Source organism: Candidatus Solincola tengchongensis (assembly GCF_015711935.1).
GTDB lineage: Bacteria > Actinomycetota > Geothermincolia > Geothermincolales > RBG-13-55-18 > Solincola_A > Solincola_A tengchongensis.
Genome location: NZ_JACVJJ010000101.1, coordinates 26,778 through 41,671, shown reverse-complemented (window position 1 = coordinate 41,671; position 14,894 = coordinate 26,778). Strand labels below are relative to the sequence as shown.

16 protein-coding genes are annotated in these 14,894 nt (G+C 62.5%); 10 read left to right on the top strand and 6 right to left on the bottom strand.

The genetic code is table 11. From position 1 onward, the window contains the following. Window positions 1–174: 174 nt before the first annotated feature. The 10 genes from H7007_RS09625 (at window position 175) to H7007_RS09580 (ending at window position 9,775) form a co-directional block, all read left to right on the top strand. On the top strand, window positions 175–1,035 hold the full coding sequence (locus tag H7007_RS09625) for a CheR family methyltransferase (protein ID WP_287155022.1): 861 nt from the start codon (window positions 175–177) through the stop codon (window positions 1,033–1,035). Between the two features lie 276 nt (window positions 1,036–1,311). Continuing rightward, window positions 1,312–2,691, top strand: coding sequence for a methyl-accepting chemotaxis protein (locus H7007_RS09620; RefSeq protein WP_287155021.1), 1,380 nt, complete (start codon window positions 1,312–1,314; stop codon window positions 2,689–2,691). Between the two features lie 21 nt (window positions 2,692–2,712). Beyond that, complete coding sequence (locus H7007_RS09615; RefSeq protein ID WP_287155020.1) at window positions 2,713–4,005, top strand: methyl-accepting chemotaxis protein; 1,293 nt, start codon at window positions 2,713–2,715, stop codon at window positions 4,003–4,005. Window positions 4,006–4,087: 82 nt separating this feature from the next. After that, window positions 4,088–4,555, top strand: coding sequence for a chemotaxis protein CheW (locus tag H7007_RS09610; protein WP_287155019.1), 468 nt, complete (start codon window positions 4,088–4,090; stop codon window positions 4,553–4,555). A gap of 184 nt (window positions 4,556–4,739) precedes the next feature. Further along, window positions 4,740–5,105 (top strand): response regulator, encoded by a 366-nt coding sequence (locus tag H7007_RS09605; RefSeq protein WP_350340641.1) that lies wholly within the window; start codon window positions 4,740–4,742, stop codon window positions 5,103–5,105. Between the two features lie 25 nt (window positions 5,106–5,130). Beyond that, window positions 5,131–6,195, top strand: coding sequence for a protein-glutamate methylesterase/protein-glutamine glutaminase (locus H7007_RS09600; protein ID WP_287155017.1), 1,065 nt, complete (start codon window positions 5,131–5,133; stop codon window positions 6,193–6,195). A gap of 21 nt (window positions 6,196–6,216) precedes the next feature. Further along, window positions 6,217–8,244 carry a chemotaxis protein CheA gene (locus H7007_RS09595; RefSeq protein ID WP_287155016.1) on the top strand — a complete coding sequence of 676 codons (2,028 nt, stop codon included), beginning with the start codon at window positions 6,217–6,219 and terminating at the stop codon, window positions 8,242–8,244. A 43-nt stretch (window positions 8,245–8,287) separates the two neighbouring features. Then, window positions 8,288–8,902, top strand: a complete 615-nt coding sequence (locus tag H7007_RS09590) for a chemotaxis protein CheC (protein WP_287155015.1) — start codon at window positions 8,288–8,290, stop codon at window positions 8,900–8,902. Beyond that, window positions 8,902–9,429, top strand: a complete 528-nt coding sequence (locus H7007_RS09585; RefSeq protein ID WP_287155014.1) for a chemotaxis protein CheD — start codon at window positions 8,902–8,904, stop codon at window positions 9,427–9,429. Before H7007_RS09590 ends, H7007_RS09585 begins: the two co-directional genes overlap by 1 nt. Window positions 9,430–9,436: 7 nt before the next feature. After that, window positions 9,437–9,775: an Asp23/Gls24 family envelope stress response protein gene (locus H7007_RS09580; RefSeq protein WP_287155013.1), complete on the top strand. Its 339-nt coding sequence runs from the start codon at window positions 9,437–9,439 to the stop codon at window positions 9,773–9,775. Between the two features lie 82 nt (window positions 9,776–9,857). Here the strand turns inward: H7007_RS09580 and H7007_RS09575 are convergent, their stop codons facing one another. Genes H7007_RS09575 through H7007_RS09550 form a run of 6 tightly spaced genes read right to left on the bottom strand, consistent with a single transcriptional unit; the run spans window position 9,858 to window position 14,877 of the window. Beyond that, the gene (locus H7007_RS09575; protein ID WP_287155012.1) at window positions 9,858–10,862 is read right to left on the bottom strand and encodes a peptidoglycan-binding protein; all 1,005 of its coding nucleotides are present in this window, start codon (window positions 10,860–10,862) and stop codon (window positions 9,858–9,860) included. A gap of 3 nt (window positions 10,863–10,865) precedes the next feature. Beyond that, window positions 10,866–12,968, bottom strand: coding sequence for a sensor histidine kinase (locus tag H7007_RS09570; RefSeq protein WP_287155010.1), 2,103 nt, complete (start codon window positions 12,966–12,968; stop codon window positions 10,866–10,868). Continuing rightward, complete coding sequence (locus H7007_RS09565; RefSeq protein ID WP_287155009.1) at window positions 12,952–13,329, bottom strand: hypothetical protein; 378 nt, start codon at window positions 13,327–13,329, stop codon at window positions 12,952–12,954. The genes H7007_RS09570 and H7007_RS09565 overlap by 17 nt, the downstream gene beginning before the upstream one ends. Next, window positions 13,326–13,631: a hypothetical protein gene (locus H7007_RS09560; RefSeq protein WP_287155008.1), complete on the bottom strand. Its 306-nt coding sequence runs from the start codon at window positions 13,629–13,631 to the stop codon at window positions 13,326–13,328. Before H7007_RS09560 ends, H7007_RS09565 begins: the two co-directional genes overlap by 4 nt. Before the next feature lie 40 nt (window positions 13,632–13,671). Then, the gene (locus H7007_RS09555) at window positions 13,672–14,067 is read right to left on the bottom strand and encodes a response regulator transcription factor (protein ID WP_287155007.1); all 396 of its coding nucleotides are present in this window, start codon (window positions 14,065–14,067) and stop codon (window positions 13,672–13,674) included. Beyond that, window positions 14,068–14,877: an RAD55 family ATPase gene (locus H7007_RS09550; protein ID WP_287155006.1), complete on the bottom strand. Its 810-nt coding sequence runs from the start codon at window positions 14,875–14,877 to the stop codon at window positions 14,068–14,070. Window positions 14,878–14,894: the final 17 nt, after the last annotated feature.

The following is a 14,894-nucleotide window of genomic DNA, read 5'->3' as shown; positions in this document are numbered from 1 at the left end:
AACGGCTTAATTTCCGGGATTTCCGGGGGGCGGGCCTTCAAGGGCGTGGCGCGTGGAGACGATAAATATTAGGCTTGAGGCACAGGCGTGGACGACTTAAGCCTGCGCGCACACGAATAGACGGACCGAGAAAAATGACGTCATGCCGATATATATCTGGAAATCGGTGGGGCGATGAACGAAAGCGCGCATAGGGAACAGGAAGAGGCACGGGGGAACTCCGGAAGGGAGGATCTGGGCTTCGACCTTCTCCTGCGGTATCTCGGCTCACAATTCGGCCTCGATTTCAAGCAGTACAAGCCAAATTATCTGCGGCGGCGAATCGGCGTGCGCATGAGAGCCACCGGTTGCAGCGACTACCTTCACTACCGCCAGTACGTGCGCCAACACCCCGAGGAGTACAAGCGCCTGATAAACGACCTGACCATCAACGTCACGGAATTCTTCCGCGATCCGGACGTCTTCGAGGCCTTGCGCTCCTGGGTCATACCCGAGATATTCGATTATAAAGGAAGGATAGGATCATATAACCTGAGGGTGTGGAGCGCCGGATGCGCCACCGGAGAGGAGCCCTATTCTCTTTCCATATTATTCCATGATGCCATAAGGGAAAGGGGCCTCAGCACGTCATGGATATTGCGCATCACAGCCACCGACCTGGACGACGAGGCTTTGAGAATAGCCAAGGAAGGCTATTACGAGAACGTCAGGCTGCTTCCGGGCATGGAGCTGGACAGGTACTTCCATCGGGAAGGTAAGGGCTACCGCGTGAAGGAGGAGATAAAAAGGCCGGTCCGCTTCGTCTTGCTGGACCTTATGCGCAGGCCGCCCCTGCGCCACCTGGACCTCGTACTATGCCGCAACGTACTCATATATTTCGAACGGGAGAAGCAGGTGAAAATACTGGACATCTTCGCTCAATGCCTTCGATCCGGCGGCTTCCTGGTCCTTGGCAAGAGCGAGACCATCGCGGGTTCGGAGGGATCGAGTTTCAAGCCCTGGCGAAGAAAAGAGAGGATCTATGTCCGGGTTTAAAGCCCTGGTATCGGTGCGCCCGCCTTCCGTGCATGGTGCCGGGTAGGGGCGCTACGGCCAAGCCGGAGGGCAGAGGCAAGGAGGCCTTTCGGGGACCGGAAAGCGAGGAAGATGAGGAAATGACCGCGCCCCGGAAGGAAGGACCGCAGGCTGAATATAAAACTATTATGAACGGTTGCCGATTATGCCAGTGGCGGAATGGCCGGAGGATCTGTCGTGCCCGGGAAGCAGCCGTGATAGCCCGGGTCCCGGCAGCGAGGATGGAGGGAAGGGCGCATGGACAAGGCGGCCGCGACCGTTGACGGCGGAAGGTTCAGGATGAGCACCAGGCGGGCAGCCTTCACCGCGGGCATTGTCTTTACGGCCCTGGCTCTAGCGGCTTGTCTCCTGGGGACGGTGATCCTGTCCGCTGGGGCATCCAGGGCGGATCGTGCCGCCGAGGCCGGGGAACTGGACGCCGCCAGGAAGGATGCGAAGTCCGCGTCGGGCCTTCTGCGTGTGGCGTGGGGGTTTTTCGTGGCCTTGTTGGTGGCGGAAGCGGTCCTGGCCGCCGCGTGGATCACCTTGATCTACAGGTGGATAACCGGAACGGTGAAGGAGATGACTTGGCAGATACAGCAGGTTTCCGCAGGCGACGGAGACCTCACCCGTCGGGTGGTGGTGCGCGACCGGAGAGTGTTCGGAAGTCTCGCCGACAGCATTAACGCCATGATCGGGGCCCTGCAGGGATCGGTGGCCGAGATAAGCCGCATCGCCTCCGACCTCAACAGCAGCGCTGAGCAGATGTCGGCGGTAATACAACAGATGAACGCTTCCAGCCAGGATATCTCCAACACCATCGCCCACATCGCTAAAGGCGGGGAGGAGCAGGCCAGAAGGGTGCTGGAGACCTCGCACTCCATGGAGCTTATGAACACCTCCATCCAGGAAATGGCGGAGAAGGCCGACCTCTCGAACCAGGCCGCCATGGAGGCCATAGAGATCGCCCAGAGAGGAGCCGAGGCGGCGGTGGAAACGGCCACGGCCATGGATGTGATCCGTGAAGCAGCCGAGGCGGTGGTGGAAGCGAGTGCCGGGCTCGAGGAACGGTTCATGCAGATCGGCATTATCGTGGACGTCATCACCTCCGTGGCCGACCAGACCAACCTTCTGGCCCTCAACGCGGCCATCGAGGCGGCCCGCGCCGGAGAGCAGGGTCGAGGCTTCGCGGTGGTGGCCGAGGAGGTCCGCAACCTTGCGGAGAACTCCCGTAAGTCAGCGGAGCAGATTGCCAACCTCATAAGGGAGATAGAGAGCGGCGTGAACCGCATGAGGACAAGCATCGACTCGGCCATCGAGCAGGTCAAGGGCGGGACCGAGGTAGTGGAGAAGGCGGGCAAGGCCCTGCAGGAGATAGCGGTGACTATACAGACGACATCGCGCTATGCCAACGAGATAGCGGAAATAACCAGGCGACAGGTGAAGGAGAACGAGGAGGCCCTGAAGGCCATCACGGAGATTGCCAGCATCGCCGACGAGACAGCTGCCTCCTCCGAGGAGGCCTCCGCTACGGTGGAGGAACAGACGGCTTCCATGCAGGAGATGGCGGCGGCCGCGGCCGAGCTGGCGGCCATGGCGGAGAAGCTCAACCAGCTGGTGGGCGGCTTCAAGGTCTGAGGCAGGAGGGGTGGGGAAAAAATGGATTCTCGTGAAGCGGAGATAAAGAAAGCCGCGGAGAGCATCGCCAGGTTCGTGGCCATCACCTCGGCCATCGTCTTTCCCCTGGGGATCGCGCTGAACATCGGGATCGCCTACGCCGCCGCCAAGCTTTCCTGGAACCCCGCCCTGGTAGGCCTCCTGTTCGGCTCCATCACCATCACGTTGACCATGTCCGCGGCTGCCGCGTATGTGATTCCCGTATATCTCCTACCCGTCCGCAACCTGCGGCGGATACTGGATCGGCTCAGGGAGGGCGACTTCACGGTTCACGCCGATGAGGAAAGAAGCGGGCTTTTGCGCGGCTTCGCCATGGCCCTCAACGACCTGGCGGATTCCATGCGCGAGATGTTGAGGGAACAGGCGGAGACGGCGGACCAGCTCACCTCGGCAAGTGAGATGATGGCGGGTGTGTCCCGGGAGACCACCGAGACGGCACAGGAAACGGCAAACACGGTCTCCCAGCTGGCGCGGGGTGCGGAAGAGCAGGTCAACGCCATCATGCAGGCCCAGAACACGGTAAGCGAGATAGTCAGCGAGATCTCCAGGGTGGCGGAGAGCTCCCAGGAGGCCGATCACTTCAGCCAGCAGGCGCGGGACACGGTCGCCAAGGGCGTGCTGGCCGTGCAGCGGGCAACGGAGAAGATGCAGCAGATAAAGGCCACCGTCGACGCCTCGGCGGACGCGGTAAGGGAGCTGGGGGAGCACTCCACACAGATCGGACTCATCGTGGACGTCATCACCTCCATCGCCGACCAGACCAACCTTCTGGCCCTCAACGCGGCCATCGAGGCGGCCCGCGCCGGAGAGCAGGGCCGGGGCTTCGCGGTGGTGGCCGGGGAGGTGCGCAACCTGGCCGAGGGGTCGGCCAAGGCGGCTTCCCAGATTGCCAACCTGGTGAGGGAGATACAGCGGGGGATCGACCGCACCATCCAAGGGATGGAGGGCGGGACCCTGGTGGCCGACGAGGGGAACATGGTGGTCGGCGAGGCCAGGGAGATGCTCAGGGAGATCGACGAGGCCTCGAAGGCCATCGCCGAGAAGGTGTCCGCCATCTATGAAGCCACACAACAGATATTCGAGAAGAGCGGAAAGGTCGTGGAGGCCATGAGCTCCATCGCCGGGATCTCGGAGGAATCCGCGGCCTCCACCCAGGAAGTGTCCGCTTCCATCCAGGAACAGACTGCGGCCATGGAGGAAGTAACCGCTGCCGCTCAGGAGTTGGAAGAAATAGCCAACAGACTTCGGTCCATGCACCGGCGGTTCAGGCTTTGAGCGACAGGCTTCATTGAGGGCCGCAGCCGGTTGGGATATAGTGAGTTTAGGGCCGGAGCGGTCCAGGCGGGAGGAGATGGAGATGGCTGAGGAAGCGAGGGCGGCCGAGGAGATGCAGCTGGTGGTCTTCGGCCTGGGAAGGGAGGAGTTCGCCGTAGAGGTGACCCAGGTCAGGGAGATCATCCGCATGGAGGAGATCACGCGGATGCCCAAGAGCCCCCACTTCGTGGAGGGGATTATCAACCTCCGCGGGCAGATCATCGCCGTCATAGACCTGGCCAAGCGGTTGAACATCCCCTCCGGGGAAAGGGGCCCCGAGACGAGGATCATAGTGGTGGAAGCCGGGGAGGTCAAGGTGGGCATGATAGTGGACTCGGTCTCCGAGGTGTTGCGGGTGAGCTCCGAGGCCGTGGAGCCCAACCCCTCGCTGGCCTCCGACGTCTCCGCCGCCTTCCTCCAGGGGGTGGTGAAACACGACAATCGCCTCATCATCCTTCTCGACCTCACCAAGATACTTTCCCTGGAGGAGATGGCGGGACTTGGGTTTTAGGAAAGAAGAGGCACCTTTCGATATATATAGGCGGAGACGAAAGACGGACCCCGGCCGGTAGGGGACCTGGGGCGGGGCGTCAAAGGCTACGTCAGAAACATCACGAGCACGGGAGCTGAGAGGTATGGCCGAGAAGAGAGCGAGTACCGGAAACTCCGATAAGCCTAAAGGAAAGGAGGGGAGGATGGCGCCGACCGTTCTGATCGTCGACGACGCCCTTTTTATGCGCATGATGATCAGGGATATCCTGTCCAAGGACGGCTTTGAGGTGATCGGAGAAGCCGAGAACGGCGTGGAGGCGGTGGAGCGGTACAAGGAAATGCGGCCGGACCTGGTGACCATGGATATCGTCATGCCTGAGATGGACGGCATCGAGGCGGTCAGGCAGATCATGAAGATAGACCCCAACGCCAAGATACTGATGTGCAGCGCCATGGGCCAGCAACCGCTGGTGGTGGAGGCGCTTGAGGCGGGGGCAAAGGACTTCATCATCAAACCCTTCCAGCCTTCGAAAGTCATCGAGGCGGTCGAGAAAGCGCTCAAGAGCTGAGCGTTTCTCCCCTGAAGGGGAGGAGGTGAACTTTTTGCCCCGCAAGATCAGGGTGCTGATAGTCGACGATTCCGCTTTAGTGCGCAAGCTTCTGAAGGACATCATAAGCGGCGATCCGGACATGGAAGTGGCTGGCCTGGCCACGAACGGGGTGGAAGCCATCCGGGCAGTTGCCGAGCTCAAACCCGACGTCATGACCATGGACATCCACATGCCCGAGATGGACGGCCTCACGGCCCTGGAATACATCATGCGAAAGATGCCCCTCCCCGTGGTGATGCTCAGCGCCATGGCTCAAAGAGGGGCGGCGGCCACCCTGAAAGCCCTGGAACTAGGGGCAGTGGACTTCATCGCCAAGCCCTCTCACTACCCCTCGGCGGTAAAGGAGGTCCGCGAGGAGGTGATTCTCAAGATAAAGACTGCCTTTCACGCCCGGGACAGGGTGAAAGCGGGTTACCCGAAGCATAAGGAGAGGAGGAAGACCCTTCCGGCCGTGAAGCCCGGAAGGCGAGAGAAGCTCGTGGTCATCGGAGCCTCGGCGGGCGGACCTCGTGCACTTGCGGAGATCCTGCCCATGTTCCCCAGGGACATGCCGGCGGCCATGCTCATCGTCCAGCACATGCCGGGCGTCTTCACGCGCTCCTTCGCCGCCAGGCTCAACACCCTTTCGGAGCTCCCGGTTCGGGAGGCGGAGGACGGCGAAGAGATCAAGCCGGGCACGGTTCTCGTGGCCCCCGGGGGAAAGGACCTCATCGTGAGCCCGGATCGCAGCGGCTTGGGGAGGGTGGAGCTCATGGATTCCGCCAACCGCGCCGGCGCCACCCCCCGTATCGACACCACGATGATAACCGCAGCGGAGACCTTCGGCCCGCGGACCATAGGGGTGATAATGACCGGCATGGGGTCGGACGGAGCGAGGGGAATGGAGAGGATAAAGAAGAACCAAGGCATCACCATAGCCCAGGATGAGGCCAGTTGCCTGGTGTTCGGCATGCCCAAGGTGGCCATCGACAGAGGCTTCGTGGACTGGGTGGTCTCCCTGGAGAAGATACCGGAGAAGGTCTTGGAGCTTTTGCAACTTACCGAATAGGCCCTCTCGAGGTGACGGCCCATGGACATGGACGTGTCCCAGTACAAGGAATTGTTCATCAATGAGGCCCAGGAACACCTCGAGGCCCTGAATCAGGCCATGGTGGAACTGGAGAAGGACCCGGGGAACCCCGACGTCCTCACGGAGATATTCCGTTCCGCGCATACGCTTAAAGGCATGTCGGCCACCATGGGTTTCGACCAGCTGACCGAGCTGACCCACGAGATGGAAAACGTCCTTGACGGGCTGCGCAGCGGGGACATCGAGGCGAGCACGGAGATCGTGGACCTCCTTTTCGGCTGCCTTGACCTCCTGGGTTCCATAGTGGCGGCCATAGCGGAGGAAAGCGGCCGGACAGTGGACACCCAGCCCGTAATCCAGGCTTTGCGGGAGGCTTATGGAGGAGGCAAGCCCCCCTACGAGGTCGCGGTCCGGCGCGAGGGCCCGGTTGGGGCCCTCAGGCCCACCATCACGAGAGGGGAAAAGGAGGAAGAGGGCACGGCCCCCGAGGAAAAGAAGGCGGAGACGCCCGCCGGAAAGGAGAGGGAGGTCCGCCTGCGGGTCACCCTGGACAGGGACTGCGCCCTTAAGTCCGTCAGGGTGTTCATGGTCTTCAAGAAGCTTTCCAGAGTGGGGAAGATAACAGGGTCACAACCCTCCATGGAGGACCTGGAGGACGAGAAATTTGAGCGCTCCTTCGACGTAAGCCTCATCACGACGGAAAGCGAGGATAGTCTCCGCCGCGATCTGATGACCATTGCCGAGGTCTCAGACGTGGAGTTCCTCGCCGTCGGGGAGGAGGTGGCGCCCGTGGTCATGGAAGGGGAGACACGGGAGGGCCCCGAAGCCGCGGCCCCGGGATCGGGGACGGAGTTCGACCGCCCGGGAGTGGGCGCCCCGGTGCGCACCCAGAGTGTGAGGGTAAACATCGCCAGGCTGGACAACCTCATGAACCTCATCGGCGAGCTGGTGATCAACCGGACTCGCCTCCAGGAGATAGCCTCTTCTTACAACATCCCGGAACTGAAGGAGGCCCTGGCCCAGACGGCGCGCCTTACCGCCGATCTGCAGGACGAGGTGATGAAGACGCGCATGGTCCCCGTGGACCACGTCTTCAACCGCTTTCCGCGCATGGTGCGTGACCTGGCCAAGAGCCGCGGCAAGGAGATCGATTTCACCATGGAGGGAAGGGATATCGAACTGGACCGAACCATACTTGACGAGATAAGCGATCCCCTCATGCATCTCCTACGCAATGCCGTGGACCACGGAATCGACAGCCCGGAAGAAAGGGAAGCGCGGGGCAAGCCAAGGAGGGGCAGCATCAGGCTGGCCGCCAGAAGGGATCGCAACTACGTCTCCATAGAGGTGACCGACGACGGGCAAGGAGTCGACGAACGCAAGGTGTACGAGGCGGCGGTGCGGGCAGGGCTGGTCTCCCCAGAGGAGAAGAAGAGCCTCAGCGACGAGGAGCTGCTCCGCCTCTTGACCACTCCAGGTTTTTCCACCGCCCAGGAGGTGAGCGGGATCTCGGGGCGGGGGGTGGGCTTGGACGTGGTGCGCAGCAAAGTAGAGTCGTTGGGCGGGATGCTGGTGATGCAGACCAGCAAGGGGGAGGGGACGACCTTCGCCATGAAGCTGCCTCTGACCCTGGCCATAATCCAGGCCCTGCTGGTCAAGGTGCAGGGCGAGACCTACGCCATCCCACTGGGGACGGTCTCGGAGACGGCGGTGATTTCTTCCCACGAGATAAGATACGTCTCCAACCAGGAGGTGATCTTCCTGCGCAACGAGACCCTCCCCCTCCTGAGGCTGGCCAGTTGCCTGGGGTTGCCGGAGGACGACGGCCGCGGGACCTTCCCCGTTGTGGTGGTGGAGGTGTCCCCCCGCACGGTGGCCATAGCCGTTGACGAGCTGCTCGGTCAGCAGGAGATCGTCATAACCAGCCTGGACAGGTTCCTGAAGGGGATACGGGGTTTCGGCGGCGCCACCATCCTGGGGACGGGAGAGGTGGCGCTCATACTGGACATACCGAGCCTGATATCCTGATAATACAAGGACGTTGGGCACGAGGACCGGGAAAGGAGGAGTCATGGCCGAGAGGAAAGGGCTCACCCCTCTCCAGCTGGACGCTTTGAGGGAGGTGGGAAATATAGGATCCGGAAACGCTGCGGTAGCCCTTTCCACCATGGTGGACAAGAAAGTGATGCTCAGCGTGCCACGCGCTTCCCTGGTCCCGCTGGTCAAGGTCTCCGACCTGGTGGGCGGGGCGGAGACTCCGGTGGTGGGGATCTATCTACACATCAGCGGGGACGCATCGGGAAGCATGCTCCTCCTGCTCGAGGAGAAGAGCGCGCGGGAGCTCGCCCACCTCATGGTCTCCGGCATGGAGGGCGGCGAACTCACGGTGGTGGAGCAATCCGCGCTCCAGGAGACGGGAAGCATCCTGGCGGGGTCCTATCTCAATGCCCTCTCGCAGATGACCGGCATCCTCCTCAAGCCTTCGGTTCCCGGCTTCGCCATGGACATGGCGGGGGCCATCATCGATTTCATCCTGGTGGAGATAAGCCAGTCCGAGGACTACGTCCTGGTCATCGAGACGGAGTTTGACGTTCTGCAGCACAAGATAAGGGGGCACCTGATCCTCTTCCCGGACCTGGGGTCCCTGGATATAATCCTGGGAAGGCTTGGAGTGACTACGGATTGATGGAAGAAACCCTGACCGAGCAAGTGGTGAACGTGGGGGTGGCCGAATACTACGTGACCCACAACCCCCACGTTCTGGCCAGCTACGGGCTGGGGAGCTGCGTGGGCGTGGCCCTTTACGACGAGCGGAAAAAGATCGGCGGCCTGGCCCACATCATGCTTCCCGATTCCAAGGCCATAAGCAGGCCGGGTAAGCCGGGACGCTACGCCGACACCGCCATCAGGGCCATGGTGGAGGAGATGGAAAAACTGGGCTCCCGCCGAAGGGACATCAAGGCCAAGATCGCCGGCGGTGCCTGTATGTTCACCATTCCCGGTGCCACCAATCCCAAGAACGTCCCCGGCCCAGCCATCGGCATGCAGATAGGGGAGAGGAACGTGGAGGCGACAAAGAGGGCCTTACGGGAATTGAACATCCCTCTGGTGGCGGAGGATACCGGAGGGAATTACGGTCGGACCATGCGTTTCAACGTATCCGACGGCAGGGTGGTGATAAGCTCCATCAGGCACGGGACCAGGGAGCTCTGAGGCGGCCATGAAGGGAGAAGGAGTGGAGGTATCACGGGAAGCCATCGCCACCCTGGCGGCGCAGGCAGCCTGCCAGGTGCCGGGCGTGGTATCCTGCTACCGCAGCCCCGTGGACAGCCTGGCCTCAAGGGTGAAACGGGAATTCGTGCACAAAGGCATCAAGGTGGAGAACGTGGAGGGAGCCTACCGCCTGGGCGTCCATCTCAGGGTGGAATACGGCGTCAACCTTCCTTCGCTAGCGCGTGAGGTGAGGAATAAGGTTCGTGAATACCTGGAAGGCCTCACCGACGTGAAGGTCGAGGAAGTGGAAGTGATAATCGAGGACATCGAGCCTCCCGCCACCTGATATGCGGCACTTGCTCGCCGCAGGCCCGCCTTGGGAGACTCCTCCGTTGCCCGAGGCGGATGTCGGCTCTGGCGAGGCGAGGTCAGGAATTTCCGCCTTCTTCCTCCGGGGGGCTGAAGTAATCGGCGAGGGCTCTCGCCAGAGCCGGGCCCAGGCCCGGGGGGATCTCCCTCCTGGGAGGCCACTCCACCACGACACAGGGCATGCGCGTCTCCCTCAGCAAGGGATAGCTCCGTGGGGCGGGAGGCGATACGGGAAGGCCGAGCCCTTTCTCCAAGCCGCAGGCCACCAGCTCCGCGAGGCGCCTGCCGCGGGGCGAAAGATACTGCCCGCTTCCGAAGAAGAAGACGTGGAAGCGATCGGTGTCGCCGGGCCGGAATCCGAGGACCGCATCCGCTCCTTCCTGATTGGCCTTGAGGGCACGCCGGCTCTCCGAGTCGGGCGATTCGGGCCCCCCGGTATATATGGAAATTATTCCCATTCTTTTGAGGGCCTCGGAGGCGCTGCGTAAAACCTCCACGAGTTCGGGTTGTCCCGGATCGAGGTCCAAGACCACCAGGCGCTCCTTCAGGCCGCGGTCCTCCCCGTCCCTCAGGGTCTCATGGACCACGGCTACGCTGGTCTCCTTCATGCCGTGCTTCAACCTGAGGAGGCAGGAGATCGTGGAGGTTCCGGCAATGCCGTCGACCGGGAGTCCCATGTCGTGCTGGAAGGCCCGCAGGGCCTTGTCGGTCTCCTGGCCGAAGATCCCGTCCTCGCGGCCGGCGTTGAAGCCAAGGCGATTTAGATAGGCCTGGAGCTCCCTGACGTCATCGCCGCGGAAAGGGGGCACTCGAAGGTAGAGAAAGCGGTCGCCGAGCCGGAAAGAAGCCTCCACCAGCTCCCGCCAGGTGACCTCGTCCACGCGGCCGTCCGGACGCAGCCCCCGGGCGGCCTGGAATTCGCGTATCGCCGCCTCCGTGGCCTCCCCGAAGGAGGACTCCCGCATCTCGATCTCCATGCCCGGCGGTGAGTATCCCAGCTCGTGCAGTCTTTTCTGGACATCGGCCACAGGGAGGCCGCGATCTCCGCGAGAGATGAGCTGCACCCCTCATTCCCCCTCGTGAACGGGAAGGGTGAACTTGAACGCGGATCCCTTCCCCGGCTCGCTTTCCACCCAGATGCGACCTCCATGGCTTTCCACGATGCCTTTGGATATCACCAGCCCCAAACCGAGGCCTCCGGCCGATCGCGTGGAATCGGTCTCTACTTGGTAAAACATGGTAAAAAGCTTCTTCTGTTCGTGAAGGGGTATTCCGGGCCCGGTGTCCCGGACCTCGAACTCCACCATGCCCTCCTCCGCCGAGCGGCGAGCCGAGACCTCGACCGTCCCTCCCGGAGGAGTGAACTTTATGGCGTTGCCGATGAGGTTCTCCAGCACCTGATGGACCCTCCATACGTCGACGCTTACCGGCGGGAGCCCTTCCTCCACGGAGGATATGAGCTCCAGGCCGCTCTCCGCGGCCTGGTTGCCGTATTCCGAAACGGCGTTGGCGATCAGCCCCTCGACGGGAGCGGGCCACTTCTTGCCCACAAGGCGTCCTTCCTCCAGCCTTGTGATGTCCAGGAGGTCGTTGATGATCTTGGTCATCTGGTCCGCGCGGGAATTGATGATCTTTATCTTGTCCATCTGGAAGGGGGTGAGTTCCCCCAGCTCTCCGAACTGGAAGGCATCCGCGTATCCCTTGATGATGGAGAGCGGGGTTCGCAACTCGTGTGAGGCGATGGCTATGAAGTCGGATTTCATCTTGTCCAACACCGAAAGCTCCTCGTACGCCCTTTCCAGGTCCTGGTGGCTCTGCTCCACCATGGCTTCCAGGCGCCGGCGCTCACTGAGGTCGTGAGCGATGCCCACGATTCCCACCATGTTTCCTCCGCGGAAGACGGGTGCCGAGCTTATCTGCACCGGGAGTGCGGTCCCATCGGCCCGGCGCAACGAGGTCTCGAAGAAGACCTTCTCTCCCCTGCGCCGCCTCTCCATCATCCGCTCCACCTTGTTCACCTCTTCCGGGACCACGACCTCGCGGGGCTCCCTGCTCATCAACTCGTCGGGATGGCTGAGGCCCAGCATGTCCAGGAAGGCCTGGTTGCAGAAGGTGAAGCGGCCCTCGGCGTCCATGGCGTAAAAGCCGTCGTTGAGGCTCTCTATGAGCAGGTTGAGGTAATCGGTGGTCTCGGCAAGCCGCCGCTCCAGACGTACATATTCGCTCACTTCCTCGAAGAGAAGGAGCGCCTCGCGCACGTTGCCCTGTTCGTCCAGCAGGGGATGCAGGCGGACGCGGTGGAAATGGTCCGTGCCTCCCACCTCCTGGTGCACCCTCGGCTGCTCGAACGAGCGCCCCTCCACCAGGACCCGGCGCAAGATGTGCTTCCAGTCGGCACGGAATTCCTGAGGCATGATGTCCAGTGCCGGGAGGCCCTGTAGGTCCTGGGGGTCGACGCCCAGAGCCTCGCTCACCCATTCCTGCATGGGCCGGTTGCAGCGCAGGACTCTGAAGTTGCGGTCCAGCACGGCGATCTTCACCGGAACGCTTTCGAAGAGCCCCGCCTCGCGTTCCGATACCTCCCGGAGGGCTGCCTTTTCCCGCGCCTCGGCGGTGATGTCCTCCACGAGCACCAGCAGAAGCTCGCCCCCCTGCGCTTCCGGCGAAGCCGCGTGAGCGGGGCTTATTCGCACCCGGCACACCCCGGAGCGGTCTTCCAGGAAGTAGGGCTCGAAATCGCGGTCCAGCGTCCCTCCCTGTTTGCGCGCCTTCCCCAGGTAGAGGGGCCAGCTGCCGAAGAAGGGGGGAAGGAAGGACTCGCCGATGCTCATGCCGGGCTCAAGGTCGCGGTCGCTTCCCGCGGAGCGCGCCAGGTCGCGAGCCGCCGGGTTGGCTCCCAGGATGCGCCCGCTCCCCTCCACAAGCACGGCGGGTATGGGCAAAAGGGAAAGGAAGGCCTCCCACCGGGTGGCGGAAGGTTGTGAGGGGCGGTTTCGCCGGGCGGGCGACTTGAGGAGAAGGGAGGCGGAGAGAGGAAGAGAGGCCAGGGTCAGGGCGGCGAAGACCACCCCCGCTCTCCTCTCGCCCGCCGCCGTGAAGGCCAGGCAGAGCAGGGCCAGGGGTACGGGAGCGCATACGCCGAGCAGGATGAGGCTAGCGCGCCTGCTCATCCCCCTCACCTCCCTCCCGGCGCGTGCCGCGAAGCTCGCCCCATATCCAGTTCCAGTACCGGGCTACGGTAGGCAAGGCGAAGGAGATGGCGATGGTCATGGGGAATGAGGCCACCGCCAGTTTTATCGCCAGAGCGGTACGGGGGTCGGGTTCGGGGAGCCCCCAGGCCTTGAGCAACAGGAGTACCCATGCGACGGGCAGGGGGAGGAGGAAGAAAAACACCGCCAGCCCGAAAAACCGGTAGTAGGGAGGCATCTCGAGAGCCTCTCCCAGACGCCTGCTGAGGGCCATGAGGAGCAGCAGCATGGTCCCCACCGAGAGGGGTCCGAGTATATAGAGAGACGAGGAAAGGTAGATCATCTTCCCAACATCAGGCGATAAGCCCTGTAGACCACCACGAAGAGGCATGCGCCCGCCAGCGCCGGCCAGATCGCCAGGTGAAGGTATATGGCCACTATCGACTCCCCCACGGAGAAGATGAACGTGCTCATCCCCATGAGGATGAAGAAGGGGATGATCAGGACGGGGAAGGTGCGGCCACCGAACTTGTTCTCCGCGAGCCGGCATATCCCGTAGAAATATACCAGCACCACGGCGGTAGCGGAGGTGTTGTACAACCACAGGAAAAGGGACAAGGTCTTAAGCCAGTCGTAGGACGTCACCGCTCTCCCCTTCCCGGCTTGAGGTCGCACCCGGGCCCGTTCAGGAAGAGCCCGAGCCACGCCTGCGTTCGTCCAGGATGCGCCTCACCTCGGTAAGAAGCTCCTGCTTGCTGAAAGGCTTGGTTATGTATCCCGCCGCCTTCATCACCGATAGCCCGATCATCTTGTCGATGTTCTGGGTGCGCGCGGTGATGAAGGCCACCGGAGTGTCCTTCGCCTCGGGGTCGTTCTTGATGCGGCGAAGGACCTCCCACCCGTCCACCCTGGGCATCATGATGTCCAGGAGTATGAGATCGGGCTTTTCCCGGAAGGTCTTCTCCAGCGCCTCCTCCCCGGAGAAGGCCGAGATGGTGGTGTATCCCGCGTTGCCCAGGAAGAGCTCGATGAGTTCCACCATCTCGCGGTCGTCGTCCACGACGAGGATCTTTTCCGCCACCTATTTCACCTCCCCCTTCCCGGCTTTCCCCTTGGGGCCGAAGACCTCGACGAAGGCGTCGATCTCCCTCTTGCGGGGCAACCCGGAAAGCACCCCTTCCCGGTCGGAGAAAGGTTCGCCGATCTGGATGCCTCGACCTGTGATGCGAAACTCCCGGATGGACTTGTCGTGCGAGCTGGCCCTCTGCTTCAACACCAGCATGGCCCGGGCGATGGAGGAATCGAGCTCCACGTAGCGCAGGATGATGACCGCGTCCACCAGGTAGGAGATGCCGTACTGGGCGGCGGCCATGTCTCCGGTGATGCCCGGGTCTTCCTGGGTGACCAGCGCGGTGAGGCCGTGCCGGAGGAGTGCGTTGGTGAAGGTGAAGGCGATCTCCCGCATCTTTACCGGGTCGCGGGTCAACCTCTCCAGGTGGGAGATGGAGTCCACCAGGATCCTGCGCGCCCCGAGCTCCTGCACCATGGTGTCAAGGAGCCCGCCCGAGGCCTGCGCCTGTTCGAAGAAGATCTCCGGGGAGGTGAAGAGGATGCGCACCAAGCCTCTCCGCTCCAGTTCCTGGAGGTCGAAGCCCAGGGAAATCGCGTCACGGAGAAGCTTTTTCGGGAAATGCTCGAAGGTGACGATAAGCCCCGGCTCCCCGAATTCCTCAGCTCCCCTGGCGATAAATTCAAGTCCCAGGCAGGTTTTTCCAGTTCCGGGCGCCCCCAGCACCAGGGTCACCGAACCGCGGTACGGCCCGCCGTCCATCATCTCGTCGAGCCTGGCGATGCCGGTGGAAGCCCTTTCCCTTACCGAGTCCTCGTTCATCCGGCCTCCTTTTCACC

What these genes read in the sequence shown, in the direction of transcription:
- H7007_RS09610 (WP_287155019.1), top strand. Translation starts at nt 4,088, where the DNA reads ATGGCTGAGGAAGCGAGGGCGGCCGAGGAGATGCAGCTGGTGGTCTTC.
- H7007_RS09550 (WP_287155006.1), bottom strand. Translation starts at nt 14,877, where the DNA reads ATGAACGAGGACTCGGTAAGGGAAAGGGCTTCCACCGGCATCGCCAGG.
- H7007_RS09565 (WP_287155009.1), bottom strand. Translation starts at nt 13,329, where the DNA reads ATGATCTACCTTTCCTCGTCTCTCTATATACTCGGACCCCTCTCGGTG.
- H7007_RS09590 (WP_287155015.1), top strand. Translation starts at nt 8,288, where the DNA reads ATGGCCGAGAGGAAAGGGCTCACCCCTCTCCAGCTGGACGCTTTGAGG.
- H7007_RS09585 (WP_287155014.1), top strand. Translation starts at nt 8,902, where the DNA reads ATGGAAGAAACCCTGACCGAGCAAGTGGTGAACGTGGGGGTGGCCGAA.
- H7007_RS09580 (WP_287155013.1), top strand. Translation starts at nt 9,437, where the DNA reads ATGAAGGGAGAAGGAGTGGAGGTATCACGGGAAGCCATCGCCACCCTG.
- H7007_RS09625 (WP_287155022.1), top strand. Translation starts at nt 175, where the DNA reads ATGAACGAAAGCGCGCATAGGGAACAGGAAGAGGCACGGGGGAACTCC.
- H7007_RS09570 (WP_287155010.1), bottom strand. Translation starts at nt 12,968, where the DNA reads ATGAGCAGGCGCGCTAGCCTCATCCTGCTCGGCGTATGCGCTCCCGTA.
- H7007_RS09620 (WP_287155021.1), top strand. Translation starts at nt 1,312, where the DNA reads ATGGACAAGGCGGCCGCGACCGTTGACGGCGGAAGGTTCAGGATGAGC.
- H7007_RS09615 (WP_287155020.1), top strand. Translation starts at nt 2,713, where the DNA reads ATGGATTCTCGTGAAGCGGAGATAAAGAAAGCCGCGGAGAGCATCGCC.
- H7007_RS09595 (WP_287155016.1), top strand. Translation starts at nt 6,217, where the DNA reads ATGGACATGGACGTGTCCCAGTACAAGGAATTGTTCATCAATGAGGCC.
- H7007_RS09605 (WP_350340641.1), top strand. Translation starts at nt 4,740, where the DNA reads ATGGCGCCGACCGTTCTGATCGTCGACGACGCCCTTTTTATGCGCATG.